Genomic DNA, 12790 nt, shown 5'->3' on the forward strand with positions numbered 1-12790 from the left:
TGATGTAAAGCGAAATCGTATGCCGTCGATCCCCATCATTCGGCAGGGTAGTCGCCCGATCAGGACATCACCGCGCAAGCGAGGGTCGCGGGCTCGGGGTGGCGGACGGCGAGCTGAGCCGGAACGGCGCCGCGGTGTTCGGCGCGGGCACCATCATCTCCGGCGGCGTGGCCGGGCGAGGCTCGCCGCTGACCATGAACAGCGTGCCGAGCGCGACCGCGGCCGAGGCCACGCCCACCGCGACATAGCCGATGCGGCGACTACCGCGTCCGGGCCCGGAAGATCCGGCGGCTCGGCGGGGGCGGTTGTCGACCGGGGCAAGGCTGTAGATACCGGGCAGAGCCCGGAGATCAGGGGGGCCGGGTGGCGGCATCCTCAGCAGCGACATGGTCAGATCCGCCGGAACCGGAGGCGGATCCATCAGGCGCAGGCGGCTCTTGAGCGCGCGGAACGCCTCCACCTCCGCCCGGCAGTCGGCGCAGAAGGTCAGGTGGGCCAGGGCGCGTTCCCGGTCGTTGTGGCCGAGCTCGCCGTCGATCAGCGCGGAGACGCGCTCTCCAAGGTGTGTCATGCTCCCTCCTCGTGGTGCTGTCGGGGGCAGGCGGCGCGCGAGTCGCTCATCTGCCCTCCCGGGTGAACGACGAAGGGGGGAGCTGGTCGTCGCGGGGCGCCCGATGGTCCAGGGCTTCGCGCAACTGCGAGCGGGCGCGGTGGATGCGGCTGCGGACGGTGCCGAGCTTCACCCCGAGCGTCGCGGCGATCTCCTCATAGGACAGGCCTTCGATGTCACAGAGCACGACGGCGGCCCGGAAATCCGGCGGCAGCGCGTCCAGCGCGGCCTGGATGTCGGGTTCCAGATGGGCGTCGTCGTATGCCTGGGCCGGAGACGGCTCGCGGCCGCGTAACCGCTCCGCCGCGTCGTCGGCCAGGCCTTCGAACCGGATGCGCTGCTTGCGCCGCGCCTGGTCCAGGAACAGGTTGGTGGTGATGCGGTGCAGCCAGCCCTCGAACGTCCCAGGCGTGTAGCTGGACAATGATCGGAACACCCGGACGAAGACCTCCTGGGTCAGGTCCTCGGCGTCGTGCACGTTCCCGGTCAGGCGGTACGCGAGCCGGTATACCCGCGCGGAGTGCGTGCGAACGACCTCCTCCCAGCTGGGAGGCGTCCAGTCGGACACCGAGGCGTCCGGCTGGCGGTCGGCGTCGTCCACCAGCAACCCTTTCTCCAAGACCGTCGCTACACCCATTGTGCCCTTCTGTTCTCATTGCCGCGCCAGCTGTGCGGCTGCTGCTTTGATGCCGCGAGAATAAAGACCGTTCAAAGCGTGCAACGTCCTCGTTGTGGCGTGAGTTCCCGTTCGGGGCTTACTCCCCTACGCTTCAGAACCATGAATACGGCGAGCCTGGCTCATGCGGAGGATTTCGTCCCCGAGGACGAGGTGCTGCGGGCCGCGCGGCAGCGGGGCACAGAGGTGGGCGCGCCACCCATCCTTCCTGGTGGTGGGGCCGCGCTGAGCTTCCTCGCGACCGCGATCAACGCCAGAGCGGTGGTGGAGATCGGGACCGGGTGCGGGGTGTCCGGGCTCTGGCTGCTGCGCGGCATGCGGCCGGACGGCACCCTGACGAGCGTGGACGCGGAACCGGAGCACCAGCGGCTGGCCCGCCAGACGTTCGCCGAGGGCGGTTTCTCCGGAAGCCGGATCCGGCTGATCGTCGGCCGTGCCCTGGACGTCCTGCCCCGCCTCGCCGACGGCGGGTACGACCTGGTCTTCTGCGACGCCGCCAAGCAGGAGTACGGCGACTACCTGGCCGAAGCCATCCGGCTGCTGCGGGTGGGCGGCATCGTCGCCTTCGACGACGCCCTCTGGCACGACCGGGTGGCCGACCCCACCCAGCGCGACCCGGACACCGTCGCCATCCGCGAACTGGGCAAGCTGGTCCGCTCCGACGAGCGCCTGCGCCCCCTGATGTTCCCGCTCGGCGACGGCCTACTAGCCGCGATCAAGCTGTCATGATTGCGATGCTGCGCATCGCGGTTCGGGTGCTCAACCCCGGTGTCTTCCCTCGTCGCTCCGCTCCTCAGTCCAGACACCGGCGCACCCTCACGGGCTGAGCCAGTCCAGCAGCAGCCGCACCCCGAACCCGGTCGCGCCCTTCTCGGCCCTGGCCGGTCCGGCGATGTCGAGGTGCGCCCACGGCCGCTTGCCGGTGAACTCGCGCAGGAACAGCGCCGCCGCCACCGAACCGGCCGCGCCGGTCATGCGCTTGTCCACGTTGGCCAGGTCGGCCACGTCGGAGTCCAGGTCACCGACATAGTCGTCGATGAGCGGCATGCGCCACAGCCGGTCGCCGGTCCGCTCGCTCGCGGCCAGCAACTGGGCGGCCAGGGCCTCGTCGTTGGCGTACAGCGCGGCGATGCCGGTGCCGAGGGCGATCTTGGCGGCGCCGGTCAGGGTGGCGATGTCCACCAGCGCGTCCGGGTCGAGTTCGGCGTCGGCGTAGGCGAGCGCGTCGGCCATCACCAGGCGGCCTTCCGCGTCGGTGTTGAGGATCTCCACGGTGCGCCCGCCGTACTGGACGATGACGTCGCTGGGGCGCTGGGCCGAACCGGAGAAGGCGTTCTCGGCGCAGGCGATCAGGCCGGTGACCCGGACCCGCGCGTTGAACTCGGGGAGGGCGCCCATGGCGGCGATGATGGCCGCGCCGCCCGCCATGTCGGTCTTCATGGTCTTCATGCCCTCGGAGGTCTTGATCGACAGGCCGCCGCTGTCGAAGGTGATGCCCTTGCCGACCAGGACCACGTGGCGGTCGTACGAGGCGGGCTCGTAGGACATCTCGACCAGGCAGGGCGGGTTGACCGAGCCCTGGCCGACGGCGCGGATGCCGCCGAAGCCGGTGAGCTCGGTGTCGACCCGGACGCCGAGACCCGCGCTCGCGCCGATCTCCACGGCCTGGGCCGCCAGCCAGCCAGGGGTCTTGATCGAGGCCGGGGTGTTGACCAGGTCCCTGGCCACGCTGGTGGCGCGGGCGGTCGCCTCGCCGCGGCGGACGGCGCCGGCGTCCCCGCCGGCGAAGACAATCTCCGCTACCGATTTGGTCTTGATCTCGCCGATGGTGAACGTGTAGGCGGCCAGCAGCGCGGCTTCCACCAGGGGCGCCACGTCGCCTTCCGGGGGGAGCAGCACGGTCAGGCTCGGGCGGCCCTTGGCCCGGCCGGTCAGCGCGGCTCCGGCCTTGCGCAGGTCCTTGGCGGAGCTGTCGCCGACGCCGTACAGGAGGATGCGCCTGACCCCGTCGCCCTGGGCGACGGGGATCTCCAGCACCTCGCCCGCGTCGCCTTTGACCTGGTAGTGGGCCAGCAAGGCGGGCAGCGGGATGGGGAGCTCGACCGCGGCGTCAAGGTCGCCGCCGAACGGGACGGCCAGAAATTCGGCGTCGGACGCGGCGTGGGGCGCGACGGTCAGGCGAGTGTGAATGGGCACGATCACTCCTCGATGGGGAGAAACAAGAGCGGCCCCGGCGCGGGATAGCACCCGCTGCCAGGGCCGATATCAAGTGATATGCGGCTGGTCAGCCGACCACGTTCTTCAGTGCGTCGCCGAGGGCGCTGGCCTCGTCCGCGGACAGTTCGACGACGAGCCGCCCACCACCCTCCAGCGGGACCCGCATGACAATGCCCCGGCCTTCCTTGGTGACCTCCAGCGGACCGTCACCAGTCCGCGGCTTCATCGCCGCCATGCGTGTATCCCTTCCCGCGTTGTCGACCGCCCCCGAGGAGGCGGTCGGCGCATTCACGTCTTCTGTGATGTCCTATTATCCCGCCTCCGAGCTCAATAGGGTAATGCCCTGGGCTCTTTTGTGGATCAAAGCGTGCCCACCTATGGATTGTCGGAGACAGATCCTGACCCCACACTGGGTGGGGTGAACGCCCGAGCCGCGCTTTTCGATCTCTACGGGGACCACCTGCGCACGCGGGGCGGGCGCGCCTCGGTGGCGGCCCTCGTCCGGCTGCTCGCGCCGCTGGAGGTCGCCGCCCCCGCAGTACGCACCGCCATCTCTCGCATGGTGCGACAGGGCTGGCTGGACCCGGTACGGCTGCCCCAGGGCCCCGGCTACGGGCTCACCCCCAAGTGCGCCAGACGCCTCGACCAGACCGCCGCGCGGATCTACCGGGGCGCCACGGTCACCTGGCCGGGCCGCTGGCACTTGCTTGTGCTGGAGCCAATCCGGGACCGGCCACGCCGCGAGCGGCTCAGAGCCGATCTTTCGTTCCTGGGCTACGCTCCCCTTTCGGAAACGACCTGGATCGGTCCTAGACCATCGCCCGAACTCGACGCACTGGGGGTAACGGCCGACCGATTCGAGGCCGTGCTGGAAGGGGATCCGCGCGATCTGGTGGCCAGGGCGTGGGACCTGGAGGGCATCGGGCGGTCATACGAGGAGTGGCTGGCCGGGGCGATGACCTTGGTCGCCTCGCTGCCGGACGACGCCCCCGACGACCGGGTGTTCGCGACCCGCAGCCGGCTCGTGCACACCTGGCGGAACTTCCTGTTCCGCGACCCGGGGCTGCCGCCCGCGCTGCTGCCGCCGGGGTGGCCGGGCGAGAAGGCACGGACTTACTTCGAGCAGGAGGCGGCCAGGCTGCACCCGCGGGCCGCCGCGTTCGTGGACCGCAACCTCGGTCACTGACCGGGTCGCCTCGCGACGCACTCGGCGAGGTGGTCGTTGACCAGGCCGATGGCCTGCATCAGCGCGTACGCGGTGGTGGGCCCGACGAAGCGGAAACCGCGCTTCTTGAGGTCCTTGGCGAGGGCGGTGGAGCCGGGGGTGGTGGCCGGGATGTCGGCCATGGTCTGCGGGATCGGCGCGTCCGGGTCGGCATATTTCCAGACCAGGGCGGAAATGCCGTCGGCCAGCTCCTGGGCGGCCCGGGCGTTGGCCACGGCGGCTTCGATCTTGGCGCGGTTGCGGACGATGCCGGGGTCGGCCATCAGGCGGGCCACGTCGCCCTCCCCGTACGCGGCGACCTTCGCGATCGCGAAGCCGTCGAAGGCCGCCCGGAAGTTCTCCCGCTTCCGCAGGATCGTGATCCAGGCCAGCCCCGACTGGAACGCCTCCAGCGTGACCCGCTCGTAGACGCCGTCGTCATCGCGGACCGGACGGCCCCACTCCTCGTCGTGATAGGCCAGGTAGAGCGGATCAGAGGTAGCCCAGGCGCACCTGACTACCACGCCTCCTCCACATCACCCGATTCGATCACGTCGACCCGGTCCTTCTCCCAGCCGCCCGCGCCGTTGGGCACATCCGGCTGGTGCTCGGTCCTGGGCGGCTCGGCCGGGCGCGCGAACGCCTCCTGCCGGGCCTGCAACCGCCCGGCCAGCAGCTCGGCCACCCGCTGCTCCAGCACGGCGATCCGGGTGTCACGCTCGCTCAGCGCGGTGGCGGCCCGCTGCAGGGTCTCGTCCACGGTCTGGGTGTGGTAGCCGACCAGGCCGATGGGCAGGTGCAGGGACGCGAAGTCGACCGCGTTCAGCTGCCCCGCCTCCGGCAGCTCCAGCGGCGGCACGTCCGGGGGAAACTCGGCCAGCTCACCGCCCCGGCCCAGCGAGACCAGCACCACGCATCCCAGCACGGCGAGAGCGGCGACCACGAGTACGACCAGCACATACGAATCGTGCCACAACTCCCAAGGGCCGCAGGCCGTCAGTCCGGATCGACCAGGGGAATGTGGTGCTGTCGTTTCTCGAGCAGGTCGAACGCTTCGGGGACGCCGGTGGCCCAGGAGATGGCGTCGAACACGCCAGGGCGGGTGAAGCCCTGGTCGTACATGCCTTCGACCAGGGCTCTGAGCGGGTCGTACAGGCCCCAGGGGTCGAGGATGACCAGCGGTTTGGCATGCAGGCCGAGAACCCGGGCTGTCCAGATCTCGAACAACTCCTCCAGGGTGCCGATGCCGCCGGGGAGCACCAGGAAGGCGTCAGAGCGGGCGTCCATCTCGCCCTTGCGCTCGCGCATGCCCGAGGTGATCACGAGCTCGTCCGAGTCGGTGTCGGCGATCTCGATGTCCACCAAGACCTGCGGGATAACCCCGACAGTCCTGGCCCCGCCGGCCCGCGCGGCGCGCGCCACCTCGCCCATGCAGGAGACGATGGCACCCCCGCTGACCAGGGTGTGGCCACGCCGAGCCAGCTCGCCGCCCACCTCCCGGGCCAGCTTCAGGAACTTGGGGGCGATCCGCTGACTGGAGGAACAGAACACACAGACGTTGCGATCCTCACTGACCCCGGAGGGCCGATGCCGGTCGGATCTCCGGCCGACGCCCTGATTGCCGGCCTGGTTGCGATCCACGCGCCCACTCTATTCGGCGTCCGCGACCACCTGTCCAACCGATTTCCGCTCGCGAGACTCGGTCTCGCCGCGTTCCTGGTCGGCCCCGACGATGATCTGCACGGCCTCGGCCACGTCGTCCACGCACCTGATCAGGTCGACGTCGGGCGGCGAGATCTTGCCGTCGGCCAGCAGCGTGCCCTTGATCCAGTCGATCATCGGCCCCCAGAACCGGGTGCCCATCAGGACCACGGGGAAGGAGGTGACCTTGCGGGTCTGCACCAGGGTGAGCGCCTCGAACAGCTCGTCCAGGGTGCCGAAGCCGCCCGGCAGGGTGATGAAGCCGGAGGAGTACTTCACGAACATGGTCTTGCGGACGAAGAAGTAGCGGAACTCGACGCCGAGGTCCACGAACTCGTTCATGCGCTGCTCGTGCGGGAGCTCGATGCCGAGGCCGACCGAGATGCCGCCCGCCTCCAGGGCGCCCCGGTTGGCGGCCTCCATGCAGCCGGGGCCGCCGCCGGTGATGACCGCGTAGCCCTCCTCGGCGAGCGCGCGGCCGAGCCGCACGCCCATCTCGTACTCGGGCGCGTCCGGTTTGGTACGGGCTGAGCCGAAGACGGTGACCGCGGGCGGCAGTTCGGCGAGGGCCCCGAAGCCTTCGACGAACTCGGCCTGGATGCGGAGCACCCGCCACGGGTCCATGTGCACCCAGTCGGCGGGGCCACGGCGGTCGAGGAGGCGCTGGTCGTGGGTGGATTGGGACACCATGCTGCCGCGCAGGAGGGCCGGCCCCTGGCGTCGTTCAGGGCGGATCGTGTTCATGCCGACCCACCGTACCCGCGGCCCGGAAAGAATCTTGAAATTCTTCGGAAACGAGCGGAACCGGTTTTCGCGGAGGCCGCGTCTAAGAGTCGAGGGTGCTGCTCGGGACTGAAAGTGGCTTTCCCCGCCAAATGGCCGGCGAGGAAAGCCACTTTCTCCGTTCCGGGGGTGTTTCCTCAGGTCAGCCAGCTGGTCATTACGCGCTCGGCTTCGACGATCTTGGCAAGTTCGACGTACTCGTCCCGTTTGTGGGCGACTTCCGGATTGCCGGGTCCGTAGTTCACGGCCGGCACGCCGAGCGCGGAGAAACGCGCCACATCCGTCCATGCCACCTTCGCCTGGGGCGTACCCCCGACAATGGCCGCGAACGCCGACGCGATCGGGTTGTCCAGGCCGGGCCGGGCACCGGGCGCGCTGTCCACGATCCGGACCTCGAAGCCGTCGAAAACCTCGGCCAGGTACGCCTGCGCCTCCTCCTCGGTGCGGTCCGGGGCGAACCGGTAGTTCACCGTCACCACACACTCGTCGGGGATCACGTTCCCGGCATGCCCGCCGTTGATCAGGACCGCGTTCAGGCCCTCGTGGTACCGCAGGCCGTCCACCACCGGCTGGCGGGGCTCATGAGCGCGCAGCCTGCTCATGATCTCGGCCGCCTCGTGGATCGCGTTCACGCCCAGCCAGGAACGGGCGCTGTGGGCGCGCACGCCGGTGGCGATCACCTCGGCCCGGACGGTGCCCTGGCAGCCGCCCTCGATCGCGCCGTCGGTGGGCTCCATCAGCACGGCGAAGTCGCCGCGCACCCAGTCGGGGTGGTCGCGGACCAGGCGGGCGAGGCCGTTGCGGGCCGCCTCGACCTCCTCGCAGTCGTAGAAGACCAGAGTCAGGTCGCGGTTGGGCTCGGCCAGCAGGGCCAGTTTGAGCTGGACGGCCACGCCGCTCTTCATGTCGGTGGTGCCGCAGCCCCACAGGCGGTCGCCCTCGACGCGGCTCGGCACGTTCCCGGCGATGGGGACGGTGTCCAGGTGCCCGGCCACCACCACCCGCTGAGCCAGGCCGAGGTGGGTGCGGGCCACGATGTTCGCCCCGTCCCGGTCCACGGTGAGGTGGCCGAGCCCGGCCAGCGCCCGTTCTATGGCGTCGGCGAGCGGTTTCTCCTGGCCGCTCTCGGAGGCGATGTCCACCAGTTCGGCGGTGAGCGTCCTGACGTCCTGATCCAATCGCATGGGACACCAGCCTAGGGACTGCGGGTAGGTTCTGGGGCGTGACAACGCGCGTCCCCAGAACAGCTCTGATCATCCTGACCATCGTCGTCGTTCTGGGCGCCGGCATCTTCTTCGCGGTCTCCCAGCTGATCCGCCAGGCGGAACCGTACGTGCGGGGCGAGAACTGCCAGATCACCACTCCGGACGGCACGCTCGAACTCGACATCGAGCAGTCCCAGGTGGCCTCGACCATCGCCGCCGTGGCGTCCCGGCGCAAGCTCCCCGAGCGGGCCCTGGAGATCGCCTACATCACCGCCATCCAGGAGTCCAAGCTCAGCAACATCCCGTACGGCGACCGCGACTCGGTCGGCGTCTTCCAGCAGCGCCCCTCCCAGGGCTGGGGCACGGTGGAGCAGCTGATGGACCCGGTCTACGCGACCAGGAAGTTCTTCGCCGCCCTGGAGAAGGTGGAGGGCTACTTGGACATGCCGCTGCACGACGCCGCCCAGGAGGTGCAACGTTCCGCCGACGGCGGCGCGTACGCCGACCACCGGGCCATGGCGATCATCCTGGCCGGGGCGTTCAGCGGCCGGGTCCCGAAGGCGGTGCACTGCTGGTACCCGCCCGCAGAGAAGCCGGTCAAGACCACCCTCGACAAGGCCCGCACCGAGCTCACCCGCGCGCTGGGCGCCGCCGCCAGGAAGGACAGCTGGCTGGTCGCGACCTGGTACGTCACCCACGCCCAGAAGTACGGCCTCCACCAGATCAGCTACCAGGGCGTGAAATGGACCGCGGAATCCGGCTACGACGGCTGGCAGCAGGACGAGTCCGGCAAGGACGCCCCGATGGCGGTCGCCTAGCCCAGCCGTTCCACTTGGATCGAACCAGGGGTCAGCGGCGAGGCGTAGGAGGCCACCCACTGCCCGCCCTGCACCCGCTGGAACGACAACAACCGCCCGTCATTGGCCCGGTAGTCGGCGAAGTCGAGCAGCCCCCGGTCGGGCAGGCCGGTCATGCCCTCGGCCCGGAACGCGACAGTGCCCCGTTCGGTCGGGAAGAACTCCACGCCCTCCATGATGAGCATGCTCTTGGCGGGCACCATGCCCTGCGCCGGGACCTGGGTCCAGAGCAGGACCTCCAGGTGAACGGCCTCTTCCCGGTCGCCGCGCTCCTGGACCGAGAGCCACTGGTAGCGGCGGGTGCCGTCGTCCAGCAGGTGCTCGGTCCACTGCTCGCCGTGCCAGGAAAGATGCAACGCTCCCATGGCTTTGTAGCGCACACCCGCGATATGCACGGTGTCGCCCACCTTGATAGTTCGAGGGTCGAAGAACGCCGGTCCGTCGTTAGAGCCGAAGTCCAGTCCCCCGTTCGCCGGAACCACCCGCCGGTCCTGGCGGGTGGTGGCGATGAACGCGCCCAGCACGACGATAAGCGTCGCGACGCTCAGTCCGAGCACCACCGCTGTCGTCATGGCGCGCGATCCTACTGGAGCCGACGCACAACCGCATTTATCCGTTCATCTGTGGCGGTAATCGCGATGCGAATGTGTTGCTTTCCGGCCACTCCATAGAAATCTCCCGGAGCCACCAGGATCCCGGACTCCGACAGCCGCCGCACCTGCTCCCAGCAGCCGGAACCGTCGCTCGCCCACAGATAGAGACCGGCGGTGGAATGCTCGATCCGCCATCCCGCCGATACCAATGCGGTCCTGAGCGCGCTTCGGCGCGCCGCGTATCTGGCCCGCTGTTCCTCGGCGTGCGCATCGTCCTCGAGGGCGACGGTCATGGCGGCCTGGACCGGTCCCGGCATGATCATCCCGGCGTGCTTGCGGACTTCCAGCAGACGCGCCACGAGATCTGGATCACCGGTGACAAAACCGGCGCGATACCCGGCCAGATTGGATCGTTTCGACAGTGAATGCACCGCCAGCAGGCCTTCGTAGGAGCCGCCGCAGACGTCCGGGTGCAGGATCGAGACCGGCTGTTCCTCCCAGCCGAGGCCGATGTAGCACTCGTCGGAGGCGACGATCGCGCCGCGCTCGCGGGCCCAGGCCACCACCTTGGCCAGGTGCCCGGCCGGGAGCACCCGCCCGGTCGGGTTGGACGGCGAGTTCACCCACACCAGCGGCACCCGCTCCGGCCCGAGCGCGACCAGCCCGTCGGTCGCGAACGGCTCCGCCCCCGCCAGCCGCGCCCCGACGTCATAGGTCGGGTAGGCCAGCTCGGGGAAGATCACCCGGTCGCCCGCGCGGACGTCGAGCAGGGTGGGCAGCCAGGCGACGAGTTCCTTGGTGCCGATGACGGGGAGCACATTGTCCGGGTCGACCGTGACCCCGTGCTGGCGGGCCAGCCAGCCCGCCGCCGCGGAGCGCAGGCCGGGCGTGCCGTGCGTCTGGGGGTAGCCGGGGCTGTCGGAGGCGGCGGCGAGCGCTTGCCGTACCACCTCGGGCACGGAATCCACCGGCGTGCCGATCGACAGGTCGGCGATGCCGTCCGGGTGGGCCTGGGCCACCTCCTTGTACGGCGTGAGCCGATCCCACGGAAAATCAGGCAGTTTGATCATAGAGCTCCCCCAAACGGGCATGCTGAAGCCGCCCACCGAGGGACCAGTGGGCGGCCAAGGCGATATTCAAACGTAGCTCAGTGGTCCTCAGCCTGCGGGGGCAGCACGGCGACGACCTCGTGGTCTCTTTCGATCTTGCCGACCTTGGAGGCGCCGCCCGGCGACCCCAGCTCCTCGAAGAAGTCCACGTTGGCGCGGTAGAAGTCCTTCCACTGCTCGGGCAGGTCGTCCTCGTAGAAGATGGCCTCCACCGGGCAGACCGGCTCGCACGCGCCGCAGTCCACACACTCGTCAGGGTGAATGTAGAGCATGCGGTTGCCCTCGTAGATGCAGTCGACGGGGCATTCCTCGATGCACGCCTTGTCCAGGACGTCCACGCAGGGCTGCGCGATGACGTAGGTCACCTCAGGCTCCTTCTCTCCAGCACGACATGGGCCGCGGGTTGCTAAGGCCTAGTATTGCGTTGCCTGCCAGGTGGCTGAAACAGGAGGGGGTCAAACCTGTGTCCTTTCGCCTTACGGTGAGCATTTCCGCGGAAGACGTGGGTCGTAAGGTGACCGTGCGCCGCCAGGTTCCGGAGGGTTTTCGCGACGTCGTCGGCATCCTGGAGGCCTGGTCAGACGGCATGCTGGCGGTCCGCAAACGGGACGGCACGCTGGTGGAGTTTCCCGAGAACACCATGGTGGCGGCAAAGGTCGTCCCCGGCTGACGGCGTGCCTCCTCGACCGGCTGGAAAATCACGCCAAGTATTCGAATCGTGACCACACGTGCTCTAGGTCTGATAGCCCTGCTCGCGGTGGCCGCGGCCGCCTGCTCCGCCCCGGCTACGGACAACAAGAACCTGCCGCCGGTGAACCCCAAGGCCGCCAGCCTGCAGTCGGGCTTCACCACCATGGACCGGCTGATCGAGGCGGCGCAGAAGGAGGGCGAGCTCGTCCTCGTCGGGGTGCCCAGGGACTGGGTGAACTACGGCGAGATCATCGACGAGTTCTCGGACAAGTACGACGTGAAGGTGACCGCCCTCAAGCCCGAGGCCACCAGCGCCCAGCAGCTGGCCGCCCCCGAGAACCCCGACGTGTACGACCTGAGCCTGGACGTGGCCGTCGCCAACGCGGCCAGGTTCGCGCCCTACCGGGTGCTCGGCTGGCAGGACATCGCCGACGACCTCAAGGACGCCGCCGGCGCCTGGTACGCGGGCTACGGCGGCTACATGTCGATCGGCTACGACCCCGCCAAGATGGCCGCCCCGGCCTCGTTCGCCGCCCTGCTGAAGCCGGGCACCACGGTGGCCCTGCCCGGCGACCCGATCCGCACCGCCTCCGGGTTCGGCGGCGTGATGGCCACCTCGCTGGCGGGCGGCAAGCCGGACGCCGCGCGCGGCCTGAAGTTCTTCGCCGACCTGAAGAAGGCGGGCGGGCTGTCGACCCCCGACCGCGCGGCGGCGCTGCTCGACTGGGACTACCTGAACATGGCCAGGGCCGCCACCGCCGCCGAGCAGGACAAGCCGGAACTGCGGGTGACGATCCCGAAGGACACCGTGCTCGCCTCGCACTACGTGCAGGCCGTCAACGCCAACGCCAAGCACCCGGCCGCCGCCCGGCTGTGGCAGGAGTTCCTGTTCTCCAACGAGGGCCAGAACCTGTTCCTGCGCGGCTACGCCAGGCCGGTCCGGCTGGAGGCCATGGAGATGCGCGGCGGGCTCGACCAGGAAGCGGCCGCCAAGCTGCCCAAAGTGTACGGAACCCCGGTAACCCTCACGATTCCCCAGCAGGACGCCGCGAAGACCTACCTTCAGCAACATTGGCCGCAGCAGATAGGCTGACCACCATCCATTCCACGAAGGCCGTACAGTATGCCTATACCGTGGAATGAGA

General features: G+C 69.5%; 17 protein-coding genes. 5 read left to right on the plus strand and 12 right to left on the minus strand.

Features of this window, described 5'->3' with window-relative positions; all coding sequences use genetic code 11:
- Window positions 1-67: 67 nt before the first annotated feature.
- Both Amac_RS40495 and sigE read right to left on the minus strand, forming a co-directional pair.
- Window positions 68-571: an anti-sigma factor family protein gene (locus Amac_RS40495; RefSeq protein WP_155350194.1), complete on the minus strand. Its 504-nt coding sequence runs from the start codon at window positions 569-571 to the stop codon at window positions 68-70.
- A gap of 46 nt (window positions 572-617) precedes the next feature.
- Entirely contained in the window at window positions 618-1247 is a 630-nt protein-coding gene (gene sigE / locus Amac_RS40500) for an RNA polymerase sigma factor SigE (protein WP_174900286.1), read from the minus strand.
- 141 nt (window positions 1248-1388) lie between these two features.
- Between sigE and Amac_RS40505 the strand changes: the two genes are divergently transcribed.
- Window positions 1389-2015, plus strand: a complete 627-nt coding sequence (locus Amac_RS40505) for an O-methyltransferase (protein WP_155359731.1) — start codon at window positions 1389-1391, stop codon at window positions 2013-2015.
- An 87-nt stretch (window positions 2016-2102) separates the two neighbouring features.
- Here Amac_RS40505 and Amac_RS40510 read toward each other — a convergent pair whose 3' ends face one another.
- Together Amac_RS40510 and Amac_RS40515 are read right to left on the minus strand one after the other, a co-directional pair.
- On the minus strand, window positions 2103-3482 hold the full coding sequence (locus tag Amac_RS40510) for a leucyl aminopeptidase family protein (RefSeq protein ID WP_155359732.1): 1380 nt from the start codon (window positions 3480-3482) through the stop codon (window positions 2103-2105).
- Between the two features lie 88 nt (window positions 3483-3570).
- Window positions 3571-3738: a DUF3117 domain-containing protein gene (locus Amac_RS40515; protein WP_083502187.1), complete on the minus strand. Its 168-nt coding sequence runs from the start codon at window positions 3736-3738 to the stop codon at window positions 3571-3573.
- Between the two features lie 183 nt (window positions 3739-3921).
- Here Amac_RS40515 and Amac_RS40520 point away from each other — a divergent pair, with 183 nt between their 5' ends.
- Window positions 3922-4689 (plus strand): PaaX family transcriptional regulator, encoded by a 768-nt coding sequence (locus tag Amac_RS40520; RefSeq protein ID WP_155359733.1) that lies wholly within the window; start codon window positions 3922-3924, stop codon window positions 4687-4689.
- Here the strand turns inward: Amac_RS40520 and Amac_RS40525 are convergent.
- From Amac_RS40525 to dapE, 5 genes are all read right to left on the minus strand, one after another.
- A complete protein-coding gene (locus tag Amac_RS40525) occupies window positions 4683-5231 on the minus strand; it encodes a DNA-3-methyladenine glycosylase I (protein ID WP_155359734.1) in 549 nt (182 codons plus the stop codon). The genes Amac_RS40520 and Amac_RS40525 overlap by 7 nt on opposite strands.
- Window positions 5225-5665, minus strand: a complete 441-nt coding sequence (locus tag Amac_RS40530) for a hypothetical protein (protein ID WP_155359735.1) — start codon at window positions 5663-5665, stop codon at window positions 5225-5227. The genes Amac_RS40525 and Amac_RS40530 overlap by 7 nt, the downstream gene beginning before the upstream one ends.
- Window positions 5666-5703: 38 nt before the next feature.
- Complete coding sequence (locus Amac_RS40535) at window positions 5704-6348, minus strand: LOG family protein (protein WP_425544334.1); 645 nt, start codon at window positions 6346-6348, stop codon at window positions 5704-5706.
- Between the two features lie 9 nt (window positions 6349-6357).
- A complete protein-coding gene (locus tag Amac_RS40540) occupies window positions 6358-7152 on the minus strand; it encodes an LOG family protein (protein ID WP_155359736.1) in 795 nt (264 codons plus the stop codon).
- Window positions 7153-7328: 176 nt separating this feature from the next.
- Window positions 7329-8375 (minus strand): succinyl-diaminopimelate desuccinylase, encoded by a 1047-nt coding sequence (gene dapE, locus Amac_RS40545; protein ID WP_155359737.1) that lies wholly within the window; start codon window positions 8373-8375, stop codon window positions 7329-7331.
- 38 nt (window positions 8376-8413) lie between these two features.
- Here dapE and Amac_RS40550 point away from each other — a divergent pair, with 38 nt between their 5' ends.
- Entirely contained in the window at window positions 8414-9214 is an 801-nt protein-coding gene (locus Amac_RS40550) for a hypothetical protein (protein ID WP_246269025.1), read from the plus strand.
- Here Amac_RS40550 and Amac_RS40555 read toward each other — a convergent pair.
- The 3 genes from Amac_RS40555 to fdxA all read right to left on the minus strand — a co-directional run bounded on the left by Amac_RS40555 (window position 9211) and on the right by fdxA (window position 11320).
- Window positions 9211-9825: a DUF4178 domain-containing protein gene (locus Amac_RS40555; RefSeq protein WP_155359738.1), complete on the minus strand. Its 615-nt coding sequence runs from the start codon at window positions 9823-9825 to the stop codon at window positions 9211-9213. The genes Amac_RS40550 and Amac_RS40555 overlap by 4 nt on opposite strands.
- Window positions 9826-9836: 11 nt before the next feature.
- A complete protein-coding gene (dapC, locus tag Amac_RS40560) occupies window positions 9837-10916 on the minus strand; it encodes a succinyldiaminopimelate transaminase (RefSeq protein WP_155359739.1) in 1080 nt (359 codons plus the stop codon).
- A gap of 77 nt (window positions 10917-10993) precedes the next feature.
- On the minus strand, window positions 10994-11320 hold the full coding sequence (fdxA, locus tag Amac_RS40565) for a ferredoxin (protein WP_155350205.1): 327 nt from the start codon (window positions 11318-11320) through the stop codon (window positions 10994-10996).
- 116 nt (window positions 11321-11436) lie between these two features.
- Between fdxA and Amac_RS40570 the strand changes: the two genes are divergently transcribed.
- A complete protein-coding gene (locus Amac_RS40570) occupies window positions 11437-11625 on the plus strand; it encodes a putative acetyltransferase (protein WP_246269026.1) in 189 nt (62 codons plus the stop codon).
- Window positions 11626-11673: 48 nt separating this feature from the next.
- Window positions 11674-12738 (plus strand): ABC transporter substrate-binding protein, encoded by a 1065-nt coding sequence (locus Amac_RS40575; RefSeq protein WP_246269027.1) that lies wholly within the window; start codon window positions 11674-11676, stop codon window positions 12736-12738.
- Window positions 12739-12790 lie beyond the last annotated feature (52 nt).

The sequence above is a fragment of the Acrocarpospora macrocephala genome (assembly GCF_009687865.1).
Taxonomy (GTDB): domain Bacteria; phylum Actinomycetota; class Actinomycetes; order Streptosporangiales; family Streptosporangiaceae; genus Acrocarpospora; species Acrocarpospora macrocephala.